Raw genomic sequence first — 19340 nt, forward strand, 5'->3', positions numbered from 1 at the left:
TCCAGAGCCGCTATGGGGCCGCTGGATTGCTTCGCTTCGCTCGCAATGACGGGGATGGCGGGGGGCATCCCCGCCGACCTCGATTAGTTGCATTCGTTATCGCGGCCGTTTTGCCCCCTCCCTGTCCCTCCCCCGCTAAAGCGGGAGAGGGAACACTCACGATCCACTTTGTTGATGAAGGCCACAATCTGCCCCCTCTCCCGCGAAGCGGGGGAGGGTTGGGGAGGGGGCTCCATGGGAACTGATCCCCTCCTCTCCCTGCAAAGCATCGCCAAAACTTTCCCCAATGGCGTCACCGCGCTCTCGGGCCTCGATCTCGACATCTATCAAGGCGAAACGCTCACGCTGCTCGGTCCTTCAGGCTGCGGCAAATCCACGGTGCTGCGCCTCATCGCGGGTCTCACGCAACCGAGCGAAGGCGTCATCTCCTGGGCCTATCCGCGCGCGCGTAAAAAGCTCAGCGTCGTCTTTCAGGAGCCGACGCTGCTGCCCTGGGCGAGCGCCTTCGACAATGTCTATTTGCCGCTGCGGCTCGCAGGAGAGAGCCGCGCGGCGTCGCAAGAGCGCGTGATGGAGGCGCTTGTGCGGGTCGGCCTCGCCCATTTCGCCGATGCGCTGCCGCGCGAGCTTTCGGGCGGCATGAAAATGCGCTGCGCCATCGCCCGCGCGCTGGTCACCGAGCCGGCGCTCATTCTGATGGACGAGCCCTTCGCGGCGCTCGACGAAGTCACGCGCTTCAAGCTCAATGACGATCTCGTCGCCTTGAAGAAGAATCTCTGCGCCACGATCGTGTTCGTCACCCATTCGATTTTCGAAAGCGCCTTTCTCTCGACGCGCATCGTCGTGATGTCGACCCCTTACGGAAAGATCATCGATGAGATCGACATTGATCCTGCAATAGTGCGCGACGCCGAGTTCAGGATGAGCGACACATTCGCCCAAATCTCGCGCCGCGCCTCGCGCGCGCTTGGCGACGCGGTGAGGGAAGAAGCGTGAAACTTTCCGATATCATCGTCCCCCTCGCCGTCTGCGCAGCAGCGCTTGGCGTGTGGGAATGGATTGTGATGTGGCGGGACATTCCGCCCTATGTTCTGCCGGCGCCGAGCGCAATTCTCGAGAGGCTGATCGAGGATCGGGAGTTGCTCTTTTCCTCGCTTCTGGTCACGCTGGGCGTGACGCTGAAAGCGCTTCTCATCGCCACATCGAGCGGCGTGGCGCTCGCGCTTCTCCTCGCGCAATCAAAGTGGCTCGAGCGCGCGCTGCTGCCTTTCGCCATCGTGCTGCAGGTGACGCCCATCGTCGCCATCGCGCCGCTGCTGCTCGTCTATCTGCAGCCAGATAACGCCGTGCTCGTCTGCGCCTTTCTCGTCGCCTTCTTTCCGATCCTCTCCAATACGGCGCTCGGCCTCGCCTCTGTCGATCACGCGCTGCAAGACCTCTTCGATCTTTATCATGCGTCGCCATGGCAAAGGCTCATCTATCTGCGCCTGCCAGCGGCGCTGCCGCAATTTCTCGCGGGGCTGCGCATCGGCGGCGGACTGTCGCTGATCGGCGCGATTGTCGCGGAGCTGGCGGCGGGCGCCTCGGGCCAGGGCTCGGGCCTTGCCTATCGCATCGTCGAAGCGGGCTTCCGGCTCGATATTCCGCGCATGTTCGCGGCACTGGCGCTGATCTCGGCTGCGGGATTGGCGATCTATGGCGCGCTGGCGGCGCTGTCGCATTATCTGCTGCGCGGCTGGCACGAGAGCGCGCGGGAGCGCGGTGAATGACGATTGTCAGAGACATTCGTGCGTCCGATGCCAAAGACTGGCGCAGGCTCTGGGCAGGCTACAACGACTTCTATGAGTCGACCGTGCCGGCCGATGTAACGGAGCATACTTTACGCCGGCTTCTCGATCCGAATTTGCCGTTGATCGGACGGATCGCAGAGACTGACGGGCAGATCGCCGGCTTTACCATTTCCGTGCTTCACGACAGCACTTGGACAATGACGCCAAGTTGCTATCTCGAAGACTTGTTCGTCGATCCCGGCCTTCGCGGCGGCGGCGTCGGACAGGCGTTGATCCAGGATTTGATCGATCTGGGGCGCGCGCAGGGGTGGTCGCGCATCTACTGGCATACAAAAACAGACAATGCGCGCGCTCGTCGGCTCTACGATAAATTCGTCGGAGCCGATGATTTCGTGCGCTACCGCTTAACGCTGTAGCAGCGGTTCGGACACACAGGGACTCACCGCCGTCATTGCGAGGAGGCGGAGCCGACGAAGCAATCCAGGGCCGCATCGCTGCTCTGGATTGCTTCGCTTCACTCGCAATGACGGGCTCGGATTCCCGGTCGGGCTTTCAGCTCGGCGGGAATGACCAAGCCCCGATGCGCGCTATCAAACAGAAATTCTATAAGAGCCCCCTCCCCAACCCTCCCCCGCTTCGCGGGAGAGGGGGCAGGTCCGAGCCTTTATTGGAGGGTAGATCAGCGCCTACAGCCGCGCGTCGCCGCCCACCTCATCGAGATGATACACATCGTCGCGGAAATGCACCGTGCCGTCCGCGGACGCCCAGCCGGTCATATAGACCCACACCACCGGCACCGCGCGGGCGAGCTTCACTTCCTCGCGCTCGCCCGAGGCGATCTTGGCGGTGATGTCTTCCTTGCTCATCTGCGGCCCATTGGCGCCGTCGAGAATCCAGGTCGCGAGATCGACGACGCCCTGCACGCGCACGCAGCCATGCGACAGAAAGCGATAGTCGTTGGCGAAGAGATTACGCGACGGCGTGTCGTGCATATAGACCGAATGTTGGTTGGGCATTGAAATGCGGATCGAGCCCAGCGAATTGCCCACGCCGGAATCTTGCCGCAGCGTGTAATTCACCGCGCGCTCGCTCGCCCAATTGATCGAGCGCGGATCGACCTCGTCGCCCTTGTTGTTGAGCACGCGTATGCGCTGGCGGGTGAGGTAGCTGGGGTCCTTCAGCATATGCGGCGCGATCTCGTTCTTGATGATCGAGACAGGCACGGTCCAGGTGGGATTGATATTGACCGCGACGACCTTCGCCTGCACTTCCGGCGAGTGGTGCTCGGGATCGCCGACGATGGCTGCGTAGCGGCGCACCACGCGGTCGTTCTCGACGGCGTCGACCGCCGTCGAGGGAATATTGACGATGATGTAGCGCGGTCCGAAGGGGAAATCGACGCCGGCGAGCCGCTGCGCGCTGGAGGCGAGCTGGCGGAAGCGCACGGTCGCGGGCACGTCGAGCGCGCGCAAAGTTGCGCCGGCGACAACGCCCGTCTGCTTCAAACCCATGCGAAACTGAAAGCGCTTCACCGCCGCCGTGAGATCATTGTCCCAGACCTGTTTGCGCGTGTCGGAAAGCGTATCGTCCTCCGCCGCAAGGCGCCGGCGCAGAGTGGCGACCGCCGGGCCTTTCGCGCCGGCGCGCAAGCTGACGCCCACTGTCGGCCAGCCGCCGAGATCGACGATCTGGGCGTATCGTTCCGAGGCTTTGGAAGTGGTGAAGAATGTCTCCGGTTGAAGCACCGGGGTGGGATCGTCGGAAAGCGCCATCTCGCGCGGCGGCGCAGGCGGACGGGGCTTGGGTTTCGGCTTTGGCGCCGGCGCGCTGGCTTCAGTGACGGGAGCCGGCGCAGTCTGTTCGGCAGGCGCGGCCGGAGTCGCCGGCGCGGGAGCAACGGGCGGCGCGGCGGCGGGAGCCGGCGCAGGGGCGGGAGCGGGCGCGGCCACCGGCGGCGCGCTTTGCCCCAACACCGGCGCCGCGCCGATCCATGCGCCCACGATAAGGCCCGCGCCGATCAACCGTGCGCTTTTCGTCATCCTGCTCGTCGCCATCCGTCAGCCATCTCTCTCACGGCCCCTGCTCCGCCGGGGCGCGGCTTGAATATTTTCCCGGTTTGTCAACCGCGAGGCGGCAAGGGTCAACTCAATTTCTCGCAATCTTGTCGCGCAACATGAGTTGCGCAATGCAACGCCAGTTGATGAAAGACATATTCTGTGCTTTTCTCCCGCCAAATATTCATTCTGATTCATTTGAGGGAGGAAACATGTCAAAATATGATAGATTTATGTCGTCGATCGCCACACTCGGCGCCGCATCGCTCCTGACTCTGACGAGCCTGTCTCCATCCGCAGCGGAAGTGACTTACGCGAACCAGGGGAGCCAATGGACCCAGGCGAGCCGTAACGACTTTTATACGCGGGACCAGGGCGCGCGAATCATACCGTTCGACTGGTTCAAAGCCTTGAAGCGCGCCGACGGCACGGGGTTCCTCGACGACAGCATGGCCCGCTACGGCTATCTGCCTAATTCTGAAAGTCCGACGCCCGGCCTGCCCGTCGGCTTCCTGACCGCGTCGGAGGGCGGCGTCCGGACGCTGAGCATGACCTGCTCCGGCTGCCACGTTCGTCAAATCAACGTCCAGGGCGCCTCCTGGCGCATCGACGGCGGGCCGGCGCTATCCGACTTCCAGGCCTTCCTCGCCGATCTCGACACGGCGGTCGATAAAATCCTTACCGATTCGGCGGCCTTCGACGCATTCGCAAAAGCCGTCGGCGCGCAGAGCCCGCATGCGCATAAGCAGCTACACGACGACGTCGAGGCCTGGTTCAAGCCCTATCACACGCTGATGGCGCGCGCGCTTCCGACGCCCGGCTGGGGCGTCGGCCGCGCCGACGCCGTGTCGATGATCTTCAACCGCGTCGCGGGCCTGGATATCGGCCACCCGCCGCTGCGGATCATCGAAGAGAATATCGCGCGCGCCGACGCGCCCGTGCGCTATCCCTTCGTCTGGAATGCGCCCATCCAGGACATCACCCAATGGCCTGGCTTCGCCAAGAACGGCGACGACATTCTCGGCCTCGCGAGAAATGTCGGCGAGGTTTACGGCGTGTTCGGGGTCTATCGCCCGTCGAAGATTTTGCCCGACGTCAATATCGTCGATTATCTGAACGAGTCGTCGCTCAATTTCGCCGGCTTGCAGCAACTCGAATTCCTGCTCAAGAAAATCGACCCGCCGAAATGGCCCTGGAAGCTCGATGGGGACCTCATCAAGCAAGGGAAGGCGATCTACGAAAAGGATTGCGCGAGCGGCTGTCACGCGGAAACGGCGGGAGACCCGCGTCTGTGCAATCCCAACACCTGGGCGACGCCGCTCCAGGATGTCGAGACGGATTCGCGCGAGTATAAGATTCTTGGCCGCGAGGCCGACACGGGCGTGCTGGAAGGGGCGTTTATCCCGCTGGTTCCCGGCGCCGACACGCCGCTGAAGCCCAAGGACAAGATTTTCTCCATCCTCGGCGTGTCCGTGATCGGCTCGATCCTCGAAGCGCCGCTGCATTTTGGCCTGGATGTCTTCAAGCCAATCGTCGACGCCTGCATCCAACGGGATTCGAGATCGCCGCAGCAGTTGCAAACTTTGATCAACAGCCAGATCAAGACAGCCCTGCAAAATCTTTATGCAAAGCCCCAACAGGCGCCCCAGTTCAAATATGAGGCGCGGGTCATGAAGGGCATCTGGGCGGTCGCGCCCTATCTGCACAACGGCTCGGTGCCGACGCTCGCCGATCTGCTGAAACCCGCCGCGGAACGCCCGGCTTCCTTCAAGGTCGGCGTGAACTACGATATCGAGAATGTGGGTCTTGCCAAGGATCAGCCTGGGCTGAGCTCGACCTATACGGCGGACGACTGCTCGAAGCGCGACTCGGGCAACAGCCGTTGCGGCCATGAGTTCGGGACGAAACTGGCGCCCGAGGAGAAGAAGGCGCTCCTCGAATATTTGAAGAGCCTATGACGGCAGGCAGTGGCCTGAATAACGAGAAATCGCGGGGGCGCTTCGGCGCCCCTTGCCTTTTCGGCCGCCGCCGCCCATACCGCCCGCCAACGATCACCCTCACCAATCGAACGGGACGACTATGGGCTTCAAATGCGGCATCGTCGGCCTGCCGAACGTCGGCAAGTCGACCCTTTTCAACGCGCTGACCCAAACGGCGGCGGCGCAGGCCGCAAATTACCCCTTCTGCACCATCGAGCCGAACGTCGGCGAAGTGGCGGTGCCGGACCCGCGCCTGGAAGATCTCGCCAAAGTGGCCGGCTCCAAGCAGATCATCCCGACGCGGCTGACCTTCGTCGATATCGCCGGCCTCGTGCGCGGCGCCTCCAAAGGCGAGGGCCTCGGCAATCAGTTCCTGGCCAATATTCGCGAGTGCGACGCCATCGCCCATGTCGTGCGCTGCTTCGAGGATGGGGACGTGACCCATGTCGAGGGCGGCGTCGATCCGATCCGCGACATCGAGACGATCGAAACCGAGCTGATGCTCGCCGATCTGGAGAGCCTGGAAAAGCGCGTCGTCCCGCTGGAGAAGAAGGCCAAGGGCGGCGACAAGGAATCCAAGGAGCTTCTCGACCTCATGAACCGCTGCCTCGTCCTGCTGCGGGACGGCAAGCCGGCGCGCATGGCCAAAGTCACTCAGGAGGAGCGGATCGCCTTCAACGGCCTCGGGCTTTTGTCGTCGAAGCCGGTTCTTTATGTCTGCAATGTCGAGGAAGGCTCCGCGGCCGAGGGCAACGGCAACTCCGCCAAGGTCGCCGCCCGCGCCGCTGAGGAAGGCGCCGCCTCGGTCGTGGTCTCCGCCAAGATCGAAAGCGAGATCGCGGTCATGCCGATCGAGGAGCAGAAGGACTTTCTGGAGGCCGTCGGTCTGACCGAGCCAGGCCTCAATCGCGTCATCCGCGCCGGCTACGATCTTCTGCAGCTCATCACCTATTTTACGATCGGCCCGAAGGAAGCGCGCGCCTGGACCATCGAAAAGGGCACGCGCGCGCCGCAGGCCGCAGGCGTGATCCACACCGATTTCGAGAAGGGCTTCATCCGCGCCGAAACCATCGCCTGTGACGATTACGTGGCCTACAAGGGCGAGGCCGGCGCGCGCGACGCCGGACGGCTGCGGCTGGAAGGCAAGGACTATGTCGTCGCCGACGGCGACGTGATGCACTTCCGGTTCAATACGTAGCGACCCTGGACCGCGAGCCTTCAGGCTCGCTGGACAAATGCGCGCTCTGACAAATGGGCGATGACGCTCCTCGTGCTTCGAGACGCCTGCTGCGCAGGCTCCTCAGCATGAGGAGCTTCTGCATCCGCGCCAAACAATTAGGCCTTATCCTGAGAAGCTCGCGTCTCGAAGGGCGAGGCCGCCTCGGAGATTATCGACAAATATGCGCGCCTGAAGGCGCGCGGTCCGAGGGGTCAGAACAGCTCGACGTCCTGGCCGACGGCGATCCTGCCCTGTATCAGGCCGTCGGCCACCAGCATCTCATGCGATCGGATTTGGTTGCGCCCGCTCTGCTTGGCGATATAGAGCGCGGCGTCGGCGCGGCCGAAGGCGCTGGCGCCCGTGTCGCCGGCGACCGCCTGCGTGTATCCGATGCTGGCGGTGATCGGCCCGACCTGCGGGAAACGAAAGGTTTCCACCCGCGCCCGGAAACTTTCGAGGGTGTGGTAGGCCTCATCGATCGTCACATGGTCGAGAATAACGAGGAACTCCTCCCCGCCAAATCTGAACAGACGATCGTGGTCGCTGAAGCATTCGCGCAGCACGCCCGCGAAAAGAACCAGGACCTCGTCGCCGAAGGGATGGCCGAAGCTGTCGTTGACGCGCTTGAAATGGTCGATGTCGATGACGGCGAGATAAGGACAGCGGCCGCAACATGTCCGCAGCTCGCCGCATTTTTCCGAGCAGCTCCCGTAGTTGAGCCTTGCGAAACTGTCGTGAAAGGTTCGCCTGTTGCGCAGCCCCGTCAGCTCGTCGCAATCGCCATAGTCCAATATGCCGAGATGGTTGCGGTAGATGCGCAGCATCCCCGTCACCATCCGCTCCTGTTCATGGCTCAGCGGCGACGAACGCGTGACCTCGAGAAGGTCGATCACCTCCTGGCCATCCATGACGGGGAAGACATAACGCACGCCGTTCGCCGGGCCCGCCGAGCGGCACAAGGGCTCCTTCGAATAGAAACAATCGCGCAGGCCGCCGAACGTCTCGAGGGGAAGGAGCATATTGCCCGGATGAGGCGCGGACGTTTGCGTCTCGTCGCCGCGCGGCGAGCCGAAATCCGCCCGCCGGCGAATCCACATGGATCCCCTCCTGTCGACAATGTTCCACAAGGTCAGCCGCGATGCGCCCAGCAAACCGTGAAACACCGACAGCAATGTATCTACGAGCGCGTTCCTGTCCCGGTGGTCGGTAAGGTTGGCAACCGTATCGATAATGTGGCCCATGCTCTCAAAACGCCCAAAGCGCGCTCCACCGGCGCAATCTGAGCCTCTATTGAACGGCAAAGTCCCTTAAAATTCGTATCTAATCGCTCGGATTGCGGTCTCGACTCGGCGCCTAGTCCTTCGAAAGATTGTCGATCCGCTTATTGAGTTCATCGAGCTGCCGTTTCAGCTCGGCGACGTCGCCCGCCTCCTTGCTTGGAACGGCCGACGCTTCGTGCCCGTCCACCGAGGACACGGTGGCGTTCGAAACGGTCTCGGCCGGAAGGCCGAACGGGTTGAACATTGTCAGCGCCTGCCGGAACACCGCCATGTTCTTGCGCGCCTGCTCCTCCATCGCCTGGAAAGCCTGGCGGGTGGGCTCGGTGAAGGGGCCCGCCGGCAACGCGGAGGAGAATTGGTCGCGGAATTTCTGTTGTTCTTTCGTGAGCTTGTCGATCGAGAACTCGAGATAGCTCGGCACCAGCATCTGCATGCTGTCGCCGTAGAAGCGGATGAGCTGGCGCAAAAAGGCGATCGGGAGCAGGCTCTGGCCGTCCTTGCCCTCCTGCTCGAAGATGATCTGGGTCAGAACGGGCCGGGTGATGTCCTCGCCGCTCTTGGCGTCGCAAACGACGAAATCCTCGCCGCGCTTGACCATGGCGGCGAGATCCTCCAGCGTGACGTAAGTGCTCGTCCCCGTATCATAGAGCCGACGGTTGGCGTATTTCTTGATTACGGTCGGTTTCTTCTCGTTCGCCATACGCCTGACACCGCTCCCCTCGCCGGCGGGCTGCCTGAAAAACGGTCAAGCCCAGCGCCTTGACGATAAGCGCATTTTGGCGCCTGCGGCAATATTTTCCTCATGGACAGCTTTCGCTCGCGGCTAATTCCGTGCAAAACGGGCCGCGGCTTGACGAACGCAAGCGCGAAATGCTCAACAACGTCCGCCCCGGCTGGGCGCTCAGGGCTCGAGAGCCCGACCTATCTTTTAGAGGGAGACAGAAATGACGACCGATATCGTGATCGTTTCCGCGGCGCGCACCGCCGTTGGATCGTTCAACGGAGCCTTTGCGACGGTTCCGGCCCACGAGCTCGGCGCCGCTGCTGTCAAAGCCGCCCTCGAGCGCGCCAAGCTCGAAGCCGGCGTGGTCGACGAGGTCATCCTCGGCCAGGTGCTGACGGCCGCCCAGGGCCAGAATCCCGCCCGCCAGACGGCCATCAAGGCCGGCGTTCCGGACGACAAGACCGCTTTCACGGTCAATCAGGTCTGCGGCTCGGGCCTGCGCGCCGTGGCGCTCGCCGCCCAGCAGATCAAGGCGGGCGACGCCCAGATCGTCGTCGCCGGCGGCCAGGAGTCCATGTCGCTCTCGACCCATGCCGCGCATCTGCGCGCCGGCACCAAGATGGGCGACATGAAGTTCATCGACACGATGATCATGGACGGCCTCACCGACGCCTTCAACAACTACCACATGGGCATCACGGCCGAGAACGTCGCCAAGAACTGGCAGATCAGCCGCGAGGAGCAGGACGCTTTCGCCGTCGCCTCGCAGAACAAGGCCGAAGCCGCCCAGAAGGCCGGCAAGTTCAAGGACGAGATCGTCCCCTTCACCATCTCGACCCGCAAGGGCGACGTGACGGTCGACGCCGACGAATATGTCAAGCACGGCGTGACGCTCGAAGGCGTCTCCAAGCTGCGTCCCGCCTTCATCAAGGACGGCACGGTGACGGCGGCCAACGCCTCCGGCATCAATGACGGCGGCGCGGCGCTCGTTGTGATGAGCGCGGCCGAGGCGGCCAAGCGCGGCCTCACCCCGCTCGCCCGCATCGCCTCCTGGGCGACGGCCGGCGTCGACCCGTCGGTGATGGGCTCGGGCCCGATCCCGGCCTCGCGCAAGGCGCTGGAGAAGGCCGGCTGGAAGATCTCCGACCTCGATCTCGTCGAGGCCAATGAGGCCTTCGCCGCTCAGGCCCTCGCCGTCAACAAGGACATGGGCTGGAACACGGACATCGTGAACGTCAATGGCGGCGCCATCGCCATCGGCCACCCGATTGGCGCTTCCGGCGCGCGCATTCTCATCACCCTGCTGCATGAGATGGGCCGCCGCAACGCCAAGAAGGGCCTCGCGACGCTGTGCATCGGCGGCGGCATGGGCATCGCCCTGACCGTGGAGCGCTAAGAACAGACCGCGCGCCTTCGGGCGGGCATTATTCCGGCGCCGTCGACGAGCGAGCCTGAAGGCTCGCGGTCCGGCGCCGGCTTTTCTTTTGAACGAAAACAAGGGAGACATCCAAAATGGCGAGAGTTGCAGTTGTCACGGGTGGCACGCGCGGCATCGGCGAGGCGATTTCCAAGGCGCTGAAGGCCGCCGGCTACAATGTCGCCGCGACCTACGCCGGCAATGACGAGGCCGCCAACAAGTTCAAGGCCGAGACGGGCATTCCGGTCTATAAGTTCGACGTGTCCGATTACGACGCCTGCGCGGCGGGCATCGCCGCCATCGAGAAGGACCTCGGCCCGGTCGAGATCCTCGTCAACAACGCCGGCATCACCAAGGACCGCCTGTTCCACAAGATGGAGCTCGCGCAGTGGCAGGCGGTGATCAACACCAACCTCAACTCGCTGTTCAACGTCACGCGCCCGGTCATCAACGGCATGCGCGACCGCGGTTTCGGCCGCATCATCGTCATCTCGTCGATCAACGGCCAGAAGGGCCAGGCCGGCCAGACCAACTACTCGGCCTCCAAGGCCGGCGACATCGGCTTCGTGAAGGCGCTGGCGCAGGAGAGCGCCTCCAAGGGCATCACCGTCAACGCCATTGCGCCGGGCTATATCGGCACCGACATGGTGAAGGCCGTGCCGCAGGACGTGCTCGACAAGCACATCATCCCCTATATCGCCGTCGGCCGCCTCGGCGAGCCGGAGGAGATCGCCCGCGCGGTTGTCTTCCTTGCGGGCGATGACGCCGGCTTCATCACCGGCTCGACGCTGACGATCAACGGCGGCCAGTATATGGCGTAAGCCGCGCCGTTGCCGAAAGAACGATATGGCCGGCCCTTGCGCCGGCCATTTTTTGATGTCCATCTGAGCCACTCGAAAGCCCTCAGGGGCATCTTTCAAGAGGCGGCCAGCATGCCCCCGGCGCTATCGCCGTCAAGCAATATGCTTGCTTTATCGACGCGGCTCCTCGCCGGACACGGCCGGCGCATCGCGCTGGCGCTCAACGCATGCTTTTTCATTTTCATCGCTTATTGGCTCAGCGATAAGGTGAGTTATCGGAATGTGCTGGACCAGTTGCGGCAAACGCCGGCGCAGGCGATTCTCGTCGCAATGGCCATGAACGCGGCGGTTCTGGCGCTTTATGGATTGCGCCTCGCGGCGATCTTGCAGACAAAACCGCTTCCCTGCTTTCTCATCGCGAATGTCGGCTTCACACTCAACAGCCTGATCCCGTTCCGCCTCGGGGAAGCCGCCAAGATCTATGTAGGCGGGACATATTTTGGCTTTCCGCTCGGTAGCCTCGGCGCCGCCGTCGTGATCGAGAAGCTTTATGATCTCTTGGCGGTCGCCGCGCTTGCCATAATCGTCGCCAGCACGCATTCGCCATTCGTCGACATCCCGCCTTCGACGCCTCTTGCTCTTGCCCTGATCCTTACCCCGAGCATTTTGCTGCTCGTGCGGGTTCGACCAAAGACTGGCTTGCGACCGTCCGAATGGAAAATACTGAAAAGCGCGCGGATGGAGTCTTTCGTGCGACAGGCGGAAACGCTGCTCGCACATCAAAGCGTCCCACGAGCTGCGCTTTGCACCGCGCTGATCTGGACTATGAATGTCTGCCTGGTCCTGGTCCTCTTCAGAACGATCTTTCCCGAGATCGATTTTGGCTTGCTTTCCGCCATGACGCTGCTGGCGATCGGCGCTCTGGCGATCGCCGTTCCCGCCAGCCCCGCGGGGCTCGGCGTGTTCGAGGCGGGCATCGTCGCCTATCTGACAACGGCGCATGGGGTGTCGGCGGAAAAAGCGATCTCGGCGGCGCTGGCCTATCACTTCTCGATCACCGCGCCGCATACGGCGATCGCTTTTGCCTTTCTGGTCGCGGGATTTCCACGCTTGTTCGGCAGAGGCCAGCCGACAAAATGAGAGGCCGCCTTGGTTTCACTGTCATTCCCGACGCTCGCGAAGCGAGCGATCGGGAATCCAGAGTAACAAACAGCGCTCTATTCAAGCGGAAACCACATCACCAATGGGCCCCGCCCTCACCGTTTCTGAATCTCGTCGAACACCCCGCCGTCCGCGAAGAACTTCTTCTGCGCCGCCGGCCAGCCGCCGAACTGCTTGTCGATGGTGACGAGGTCGATCTTGGCGAAACGCCGCAAATCCTCTTTGGCGGCATGCTGCGGATAGGCCGGGCGATAGCCATATTTCGCAATTGTCGCCTGTGTCGCCGGCTCGAAGAGATAGGCCAGGAAGGCTTCCGCCGGCTTGCGCGTTCCCTTGGCGTCGACATTGCCGTCGACGAGAGAGACGGCGGGCTCGGCGAGAATGGAGATCGAAGGCGTGACGATCTCGAATTTATCCGCGCCGAATTCCTGCAAGGCAAGAAAAGCTTCGTTCTCCCAGGCGATCAGCACATCGCCGATGCCGCGCTGGGCGAAGGTGACCGTCGAGCCGCGCGCGCCAGTGTCGAGCACGGGCGCATTGGCGTAGATCGCCTTTACGAATTCCTGCGTCTTCGCCTCGTCGCCCTTGAAGGCCTTCAGCCCATAGGCCCAGGCCGCAAGGAAATTCCAACGCGCGCCGCCGCCGGTCTTGGGATTGGGCGCGACGACGACGACGCCGGGCTTGGCGAGCCCGTCCCAATCCTTGATCCCCTTCGGATTGCCCTTTCGCACCAGCAGAACGATGGTCGACGTATAGGGGGCGGAATTATTTGGCAGCCGCTTCTGCCAATCAGCCGGAATCTTTTTCGTTTTCGACGCGATGGCGTCGATGTCATTGGCGAGGGCCAAAGTCACGACATCGGCCGGGAGCCCGTCTATCACCGAACGCGCCTGCGCGCCGGAGCCGCCATGCGAACTCTGGAGAGAAATCTCCTCCCCGGTTTTTTTCTTCCAGTCCTCGGCAAAGGATTTGTTGACGGCTTTATACAGCTCACGGGTGGGGTCGTAGGACACATTGAGCAGGGTCTGCCCCGCAAGAGCCGGGACCGCGAATAGACCGGCGAGAACGACGCAAGCAAGTTTCGAGAACGGAAGATGGCGCATGCCTGACTCCAGGAGAGAAATCCATTAATTCAATAGACTATGTAATCTGATAGTCAAGCGCTCTCGCGGACAGCGCGTTGCGTCCTATTTCAAACTGGCGGATAAAACCCCATTGCGGCGTCGTTTTTGGTCGAGGTGGTTTCAATGAGCGACACTATGGCGAAGGCCCCGGCAAGCCAGCGTTTCAAGCGGCTCGTCGTTTTCTGCGACGGCACCTGGAACAAGGAAGATCAGAAAAGCCGGAACGGCCAGCCCTGCCCGACCAATGTGCTGCGTCTCTTCGAATTGACGCGCATCGACGACGGAAACGGCTGCCCGCAGGTCGCTTATTATGTCCGCGGCGTCGGCACGCGCTGGGACGAGCGCATCAAGGGCGGCGGCTTCGGTTACGGCATCTCCGACAATATCAAGGACGCCTATCGTTTTCTCGTCAGCAATTATGCGCCCGGCGACGAAATCTTTCTCTTCGGCTTCAGCCGCGGCGCCTACACGGTGCGCAGTCTCGCGGGGATGATTTACAACGTCGGCATTCTGCAGCGCGAGTATCTGCACCTGGTCGACGACGCCTTCGATCATTACCGAAGCGCCGACCCGCAATGGCATCCGAGCAGCCAAGCCTCGCAGGACTTCAAAAACGCCTATACGAATGGCGGGGAGACGATCACATTCCTCGGCGTCTGGGACACGGTGGGCGCGCTCGGCGCGCCATTCGGCGTCGTGCTGGGTTGGCTGCTGAACAAATTCTTCCCCACGCAATTTCACGACACCAAGATCAGCCCGATCATTCTCAACGCCTATCACGCGGCCTCCATCGACGAGAAGCGTTGGCCCTTCCGTCCGACGCGCATGGAGCTGACGCCGACACGCAAAGAAGAAGCCGACACTCTGCGCGCCAAGGGCGACAAATCGACCTTCAACTATGAGGAGGTCTGGTTCCCCGGCGTGCATTCCGACGTCGGCGGGGGCTATGAGGATTCGAGCCTCTCCGACTGCGGCCTGAAGTGGATGGTCGACAAGGCCAAGGCGCACGGCTTGTGCGTGCGCGATTACGGCGACGTGCCGTCACGCGCCTTCCACCCGAATCCGCAAGCCCCGCTGCATAATTCGCAAACGGTCTGGTACGAGTGGACGACGAAGCTCTATATCTACTGGCCGAGAGCGCTGCTGAAGATCATCCGCAAGGACGACGCGCCGCAGATCGATCGCGTGCAGCCGAACGGCGACTTCATTCGCCAGATCGACCATTCTCCGGCGCTTGCGGCGAAGGTCGCCGAGTTTCCGATCAAAAACGATTTCGAAATCGATCTCTCCGATTCCGTGCGGGAAAAGCTGGCGAAAGACGAAAGCTACCGGCCGCTCAATCTGGCGCGCGACACGGCGCCCGCCAGCGGGCCAATCGCCGAAGACGCAGAAGCTTAATAAGATTGGTTCACTGTCATTCCCGACGCTCGCGAAGCGAGCGATCGGGAATCCAGAGCAACACTAGCTACTATTGCTCTGGATTCCCGGTCGCGCTTCGCGCGCCGGGAATGACAGTGAGCCGACCCCTGCCCTTTTCATGCTGGAACGCCGTCTCCGCCTTCGCAGAAGACGGCCTTACGCGCGCGCCTTGCGTTTTTGCATCAGACAAGCAGTCTCGCTCCCGCGGGGACCGACCGCAATCTTCTTGGCGCAGCGCGCGCTCGCCTCTTCCGTTTGCGCTTCTTGCTTTCCGGGCGAATTCTCGGAATTCGTGAAGAAGCCCAAAGCGCTCGCGAAGATCGCCGCCGTCAGGACCACGAAAAAGCGCATGTCGACGCTCCGATAGCTGTTTGCGGGCCTGCCGGCCGCGCGACCCTGCGATCATGTCAGAGGCGCACATAGGGCGCTGTGTCGGCGCGCACATTGACGAAGGACACATAGGGGCATATACATCTTTCATGACTGCGCCCGACCCCGCCGACGTCAAAGCCTGTGCGCAAAGCTGCGCCGCCGCCAATGTGCGCCGCGCCAGCCGCGCCGTGACGCGGCTCTACGGTCAATTCATGGCCGAGACGGGGTTGGAGCCGACGCAGTATTCTTTACTTGTCGCCTGCTCGCTGACCGGCGGCGCAACGGTGAGCAAGCTGGCGGAAGCCTTTGTGATGGACCGCAGCGCGCTCGCCCGAAACCTCGCTGTTATGCAGAAGCGCGGGCTCGTGAAGGTGAGGCCCGGCGAAGACCGGCGCACGCGCAAAGTAGCGCTGACGCCTTTCGGCGAGTCGACGCTCGCCAACGCTATGCCGCATTGGCGCGAGGCGCAGAGCGCCGTCGAAAAACAATTCGGCGCCGAACGGCTGCAAAAACTGCTCTCCGAGCTGCGCGAGCTGATGAAAGCGAGCGCCGAGATTGGAGAGAGGGACTGACGCGCGTCTTTTTAGCCAAAAAGGGGTATATGCCATGAATGTGCTTGCGAACGCCGTTTCACCGACGCTCGACGCCCAAGGACTACGCCAGATCGCGCTCGCCGCCGGCGCCGATGACGTCGGCTTTGTCGCGATCGACGACGCCGCCCTCGACGATCAACGCGCCGACATCCTCGCCGCATTCCCTTTCGCGCGCACGCTCATGCCTTTCGTCGTGAAAATGAACCGCGAGAATATTCGCAGCCCCGCACGCTCCCTCGCCAATACGGAGTTTCACCATACCGGCCGCGAATGCGACGGAATTGCGCACGCCATCGTCGAAACACTCGAAACACTCGGGCGCCGCGCCGCCTATCCGCCGCTTGCCTTTCCGATGGAGGCGGAGCGATGGCCCGGCAAGATGTGGGTGATCGCCCATAAGCCCGTCGCCGTCGCAGCAGGTCTCGGGCGCATGGGGATTCACCGCAATGTCATCCACCCCAAGTTCGGCAATTTCATCCTGCTCGGCACAGTCGTGACCGACCTGGAGGTTGCGCATGATTGCGCGCCGATCGACTTCAATCCCTGTCTCGAATGCAAGCTCTGCGTCGCCGCCTGCCCCACCGGCGCGATCGCGCCCGACGGCCATTTCGATTTTTCCGCCTGCTACACGCATAATTATCGCGAGTTCATGGGCGGCTTTTTAGACTTCGTCGAGACGATCGCCGACGCGAAGAGCGCGCGCGCTTATCAGCAAAAATTCAACGACGCCGAAACCATCTCGATGTGGCAGAGCCTCGCCTATGGGCCGAACTATAAGGCCGCTTATTGCCTCGCCGTCTGTCCGGCGGGCGAGGATGTCATCGGCGCCTATCACGCCGACAAAAAGAAGTTCCTGCACGCCTTCCTCGATCCGCTGAAGGAAAAGGTCGAGACCATTTATGTGAGGCGCGGGTCCGACGCGGAGGATTATGTCGCGCGCCGCTTTCCGCATAAGCGGGTCAAACATGTCGGCGCCGTGCTGCGACCGACGAATATCGACGGTTTCCTCGGCGGCATGCGCAACCTCTTTCAGCGCAACAAAGCCGAAGGGTTAGAGGCGGTCTATCACTTCATCTTCACCGGCGCGCGTCGCCGACAGGCGACCATCACCATCTCCGACAAAAAACTGCGCGTAGAAAACGGCCTGATCGGGCAACCAGACCTCGCCGTCACCGCCGACAGCGAGACCTGGATACGCTTCCTGCGCAAGGAAACGAGCCTGCCATGGGCGCTGCTGAGTCGCCGCATTAAACTACGCGGCGACCCAAGATTGCTCATGGCCTTCGGCAAGTGTTTTCCCGGCTGAGCGTTACCCCACCGCCATCCGCGCCGGCTGGCTCGAATGCGCGGCGACAATCTCGCGCGCCTGCTTGCCGACGACTTCCGCGAGATGGTCGAAGCGCGACTGGAAGAAACCGGCGCCGGCCGTCGCCGAGCGCAGCTCGACGATGAGATTATCCATCTCCGCCTCGGGGATCAGCGCCTCGAGCTTGTCCCAGCCGGTCCACCCCTCGCGCGGGCCGAAGCCGATGATCTGCCCGCGCCGCGCCGACACCAGCCCGGTGGCGCGCGACATCGCCTCGCTCGGCACGAAAATATCGACGGCCAGTACAGGCTCGAGCAGAATCGGCTCGGCCTTGCCCAGCGCCTCGCTCATGCCGATGCGCGCCGCCGTGCGGAAGGCCATGTCGGAGGAATCGACCGTATGGTACGAGCCATCCGTCAGCACCGCTTCGACATCGACCACCGGAAAGCCAAGCGGCCCATGGATCATCGCGTCCTGGCAACCCGCCTCCACGGAAGAGAAATATTGCCTGGGCACCGCGCCGCCATGCACGCGCTCGGCGAAGGCGAAGCCCTCTCCACGCTCGCGCGGCGCGACTTCCAGCACCACGTCTCCAAACTGGCCGTGACCGCCGGATTGCTTCTTGTGCCGCCCGCGCACTGTCACCTTGTGACGGATCGTCTCGCGATAGGCGACGATCGGCCTCGATACCTCGACGGTGACGCCGAAGCGCGATTGCAGCCGCTCTAGCGCGACGCGCAGATGCATCTCGCCCTGGCCATAGAGCTTGATCTGCGACATCTCCTGATCGTGCACGAAAATGAGCGACGGGTCTTCCTCGACGAGTTTGGCCATCGCCGCCGCGAGGCGCATTTCGTCCTTGCGATCCTTCACGACCAGCGCCAGCGCATGCACGGGATCGGGCGCGCGCGCGCGCGTTGCGAGACCGGCGAGGTCCGCCTTTCCATCAGCGACCACGGTGTCGCCGGTCTGCGCATGTTCGAGCCGGCCGAGCGCGACGACGTCGCCCTCTTTGGCGTCAGTCACCTTGGTGAGAGCGGCGCCCGCGAAGCGCGACATGCCCGAGACGCGATCCTCGCCCTGCGGGGAGCGAAGCGTCTGCCCATCCGCAACATCGCCGCGCAACACGCGCGCGATCGACAGCTTGCCGCCATGCGACGTATGCGTGGTGCGAAGGACGCGCGCCATCGGCGGGCCATTCTCCGCGACGCCGAGCCGCGCCCGCGTCTCGGCGACGCCCGGAGCCTCATGGCGCAACGCTTTCAGCAGCCGCGTGACGCCCGCCCCGCGCTCCGCCGAACCAATGAAAACCGGAACGACGAGTCCCCCGCGCAATTCTTTCGTCAGATCGTCGAAGACCTGATCGCGCGGCGGCTCGATGTCGGAAATCAATTCCTCCATCAGCGCGTCGTCGTAATCGGCGAGGCGCTCCAGCATGGAATAGCGGGCTTCTTTTTCGAGCGCCGCCTCGCCTTGCGGAATTTCGACGACTTCGGAAGGCGCATGTTCGCGATAGACGTAAGCGCGCTCTAGAGCGAGATCAATGAAGCCGACGGCGACGCCGTTGCTCCAGATCGGAATTTGCCGCAACAGCAAGGGCGCGCGTGACGCCGGCTGCAAGATATTCAATGCGTCGCGCACGTCGATCGTCGCCGCATCGATCTTGTTGAGGAACAGGAGATGCGGAACCCCGAACTCCTCGAGCTGACGCAGCGTCAACTGCAGCGCCGCAACCTTGCGCTCATCCGCCTCGCAGACGACGATCGCGGCGTCGACGGCGGGAAGAATGTTGCGCGCCTCATGCGCGAATTCGACGGAGCCTGGCAGATCGACGAAAGTGTAGCGGTCGCCCATGTAATCGACGGCCGCGATATTGGCCTCGACGCTCATCTTATGCGCGCGCGCCTCGGGGCTGGCGTCGCCGACGCTCGAACCGTCTGCAACCGAGCCTTGTTTTGCGATTGTCTTGTTGGACGCGAGAATGGCTTCGAGCAGCGTGGTCTTGCCACATTGGAAGGGGCCGGCCAGCGCGATCAGCCGGGAGCCCCGCGCTCTCGCTTCGTGGGAGAAGGTCTCGCCCATTCTATCCTCCCTTTTGCATC

The 19340-nt window shown here is 62.8% G+C and carries 17 protein-coding genes; 11 read left to right on the top strand and 6 right to left on the bottom strand.

All coding sequences use genetic code 11. The features are described from left to right. Window positions 1-234: 234 nt before the first annotated feature. Genes JJT62_RS11340 through JJT62_RS11350 form a run of 3 tightly spaced genes read left to right on the top strand, consistent with a single transcriptional unit; the run spans window position 235 to window position 2206 of the window. Window positions 235-996 carry an ABC transporter ATP-binding protein gene (locus tag JJT62_RS11340; protein ID WP_202072879.1) on the top strand — a complete coding sequence of 254 codons (762 nt, stop codon included), beginning with the start codon at window positions 235-237 and terminating at the stop codon, window positions 994-996. After that, a complete protein-coding gene (locus JJT62_RS11345) occupies window positions 993-1769 on the top strand; it encodes an ABC transporter permease (RefSeq protein ID WP_202072880.1) in 777 nt (258 codons plus the stop codon). The genes JJT62_RS11340 and JJT62_RS11345 overlap by 4 nt, the downstream gene beginning before the upstream one ends. Continuing rightward, window positions 1766-2206 carry a GNAT family N-acetyltransferase gene (locus tag JJT62_RS11350; RefSeq protein ID WP_202072881.1) on the top strand — a complete coding sequence of 147 codons (441 nt, stop codon included), beginning with the start codon at window positions 1766-1768 and terminating at the stop codon, window positions 2204-2206. Before JJT62_RS11345 ends, JJT62_RS11350 begins: the two co-directional genes overlap by 4 nt. Window positions 2207-2476: 270 nt before the next feature. Here JJT62_RS11350 and JJT62_RS11355 read toward each other — a convergent pair whose 3' ends face one another. Next, window positions 2477-3829, bottom strand: coding sequence for a murein L,D-transpeptidase (locus JJT62_RS11355; RefSeq protein ID WP_246744841.1), 1353 nt, complete (start codon window positions 3827-3829; stop codon window positions 2477-2479). 227 nt (window positions 3830-4056) lie between these two features. Between JJT62_RS11355 and JJT62_RS11360 the strand changes: the two genes are divergently transcribed. Together JJT62_RS11360 and ychF are read left to right on the top strand one after the other, a co-directional pair. Further along, window positions 4057-5802 carry a di-heme-cytochrome C peroxidase gene (locus tag JJT62_RS11360; protein WP_202072883.1) on the top strand — a complete coding sequence of 582 codons (1746 nt, stop codon included), beginning with the start codon at window positions 4057-4059 and terminating at the stop codon, window positions 5800-5802. Window positions 5803-5923: 121 nt separating this feature from the next. Further along, window positions 5924-7021 carry a redox-regulated ATPase YchF gene (gene ychF, locus JJT62_RS11365; protein ID WP_202072884.1) on the top strand — a complete coding sequence of 366 codons (1098 nt, stop codon included), beginning with the start codon at window positions 5924-5926 and terminating at the stop codon, window positions 7019-7021. A 233-nt stretch (window positions 7022-7254) separates the two neighbouring features. Here the strand turns inward: ychF and JJT62_RS11370 are convergent, their stop codons facing one another. Both JJT62_RS11370 and phaR read right to left on the bottom strand, forming a co-directional pair. Next, window positions 7255-8139, bottom strand: a complete 885-nt coding sequence (locus tag JJT62_RS11370; RefSeq protein WP_202072885.1) for a GGDEF domain-containing protein — start codon at window positions 8137-8139, stop codon at window positions 7255-7257. Window positions 8140-8395: 256 nt separating this feature from the next. Next, complete coding sequence (phaR, locus tag JJT62_RS11375; protein ID WP_202072886.1) at window positions 8396-9022, bottom strand: polyhydroxyalkanoate synthesis repressor PhaR; 627 nt, start codon at window positions 9020-9022, stop codon at window positions 8396-8398. Window positions 9023-9266: 244 nt separating this feature from the next. On the opposite strand from phaR, the gene JJT62_RS11380 reads away from it, so the two are divergent. The 3 genes from JJT62_RS11380 to JJT62_RS11390 all read left to right on the top strand — a co-directional run bounded on the left by JJT62_RS11380 (window position 9267) and on the right by JJT62_RS11390 (window position 12403). Further along, window positions 9267-10442, top strand: coding sequence for an acetyl-CoA C-acetyltransferase (locus tag JJT62_RS11380; protein WP_202072887.1), 1176 nt, complete (start codon window positions 9267-9269; stop codon window positions 10440-10442). 116 nt (window positions 10443-10558) lie between these two features. Then, the gene (phbB, locus tag JJT62_RS11385) at window positions 10559-11284 is read left to right on the top strand and encodes an acetoacetyl-CoA reductase (protein WP_202072888.1); all 726 of its coding nucleotides are present in this window, start codon (window positions 10559-10561) and stop codon (window positions 11282-11284) included. Between the two features lie 111 nt (window positions 11285-11395). Then, entirely contained in the window at window positions 11396-12403 is a 1008-nt protein-coding gene (locus JJT62_RS11390; RefSeq protein WP_202072889.1) for a lysylphosphatidylglycerol synthase transmembrane domain-containing protein, read from the top strand. Between the two features lie 116 nt (window positions 12404-12519). On the opposite strand, the gene JJT62_RS11395 is transcribed toward JJT62_RS11390, so the two are convergent. Beyond that, window positions 12520-13527, bottom strand: coding sequence for a sulfate ABC transporter substrate-binding protein (locus tag JJT62_RS11395; RefSeq protein ID WP_202072890.1), 1008 nt, complete (start codon window positions 13525-13527; stop codon window positions 12520-12522). A 144-nt stretch (window positions 13528-13671) separates the two neighbouring features. Between JJT62_RS11395 and JJT62_RS11400 the strand changes: the two genes are divergently transcribed. Beyond that, complete coding sequence (locus JJT62_RS11400; protein WP_246744842.1) at window positions 13672-14946, top strand: DUF2235 domain-containing protein; 1275 nt, start codon at window positions 13672-13674, stop codon at window positions 14944-14946. A gap of 177 nt (window positions 14947-15123) precedes the next feature. Here JJT62_RS11400 and JJT62_RS11405 read toward each other — a convergent pair whose 3' ends face one another. Next, a complete protein-coding gene (locus JJT62_RS11405) occupies window positions 15124-15318 on the bottom strand; it encodes a hypothetical protein (protein ID WP_202072891.1) in 195 nt (64 codons plus the stop codon). A 128-nt stretch (window positions 15319-15446) separates the two neighbouring features. On the opposite strand from JJT62_RS11405, the gene JJT62_RS11410 reads away from it, so the two are divergent. Then, on the top strand, window positions 15447-15911 hold the full coding sequence (locus JJT62_RS11410) for a MarR family winged helix-turn-helix transcriptional regulator (protein ID WP_202072892.1): 465 nt from the start codon (window positions 15447-15449) through the stop codon (window positions 15909-15911). Between the two features lie 34 nt (window positions 15912-15945). Further along, window positions 15946-17238, top strand: coding sequence for an SCP2 sterol-binding domain-containing protein (locus tag JJT62_RS11415; RefSeq protein WP_202072893.1), 1293 nt, complete (start codon window positions 15946-15948; stop codon window positions 17236-17238). 3 nt (window positions 17239-17241) lie between these two features. Here JJT62_RS11415 and JJT62_RS11420 read toward each other — a convergent pair whose 3' ends face one another. Beyond that, complete coding sequence (locus JJT62_RS11420; protein WP_202072894.1) at window positions 17242-19320, bottom strand: elongation factor G; 2079 nt, start codon at window positions 19318-19320, stop codon at window positions 17242-17244. Window positions 19321-19340: the final 20 nt, after the last annotated feature.

Source organism: Methylocystis sp. Sn-Cys, assembly GCF_016745395.1.
Taxonomy (GTDB): domain Bacteria; phylum Pseudomonadota; class Alphaproteobacteria; order Rhizobiales; family Beijerinckiaceae; genus Methylocystis; species Methylocystis iwaonis.

Excerpts from the sequence above, each read along its gene's own strand:
- JJT62_RS11350 (WP_202072881.1), top strand. The coding sequence starts at position 1,766 with ATGACGATTGTCAGAGACATTCGTGCGTCCGATGCCAAAGACTGGCGC.
- JJT62_RS11370 (WP_202072885.1), bottom strand. The coding sequence starts at position 8,139 with ATGTGGATTCGCCGGCGGGCGGATTTCGGCTCGCCGCGCGGCGACGAG.
- phbB (WP_202072888.1), top strand. The coding sequence starts at position 10,559 with ATGGCGAGAGTTGCAGTTGTCACGGGTGGCACGCGCGGCATCGGCGAG.
- JJT62_RS11420 (WP_202072894.1), bottom strand. The coding sequence starts at position 19,320 with ATGGGCGAGACCTTCTCCCACGAAGCGAGAGCGCGGGGCTCCCGGCTG.
- JJT62_RS11415 (WP_202072893.1), top strand. The coding sequence starts at position 15,946 with ATGAATGTGCTTGCGAACGCCGTTTCACCGACGCTCGACGCCCAAGGA.
- JJT62_RS11395 (WP_202072890.1), bottom strand. The coding sequence starts at position 13,527 with ATGCGCCATCTTCCGTTCTCGAAACTTGCTTGCGTCGTTCTCGCCGGT.
- JJT62_RS11405 (WP_202072891.1), bottom strand. The coding sequence starts at position 15,318 with ATGCGCTTTTTCGTGGTCCTGACGGCGGCGATCTTCGCGAGCGCTTTG.
- JJT62_RS11380 (WP_202072887.1), top strand. The coding sequence starts at position 9,267 with ATGACGACCGATATCGTGATCGTTTCCGCGGCGCGCACCGCCGTTGGA.
- phaR (WP_202072886.1), bottom strand. The coding sequence starts at position 9,022 with ATGGCGAACGAGAAGAAACCGACCGTAATCAAGAAATACGCCAACCGT.
- JJT62_RS11410 (WP_202072892.1), top strand. The coding sequence starts at position 15,447 with ATGACTGCGCCCGACCCCGCCGACGTCAAAGCCTGTGCGCAAAGCTGC.
- JJT62_RS11390 (WP_202072889.1), top strand. The coding sequence starts at position 11,396 with ATGCCCCCGGCGCTATCGCCGTCAAGCAATATGCTTGCTTTATCGACG.
- ychF (WP_202072884.1), top strand. The coding sequence starts at position 5,924 with ATGGGCTTCAAATGCGGCATCGTCGGCCTGCCGAACGTCGGCAAGTCG.
- JJT62_RS11360 (WP_202072883.1), top strand. The coding sequence starts at position 4,057 with ATGTCAAAATATGATAGATTTATGTCGTCGATCGCCACACTCGGCGCC.
- JJT62_RS11355 (WP_246744841.1), bottom strand. The coding sequence starts at position 3,829 with ATGACGAAAAGCGCACGGTTGATCGGCGCGGGCCTTATCGTGGGCGCA.
- JJT62_RS11340 (WP_202072879.1), top strand. The coding sequence starts at position 235 with ATGGGAACTGATCCCCTCCTCTCCCTGCAAAGCATCGCCAAAACTTTC.
- JJT62_RS11400 (WP_246744842.1), top strand. The coding sequence starts at position 13,672 with ATGAGCGACACTATGGCGAAGGCCCCGGCAAGCCAGCGTTTCAAGCGG.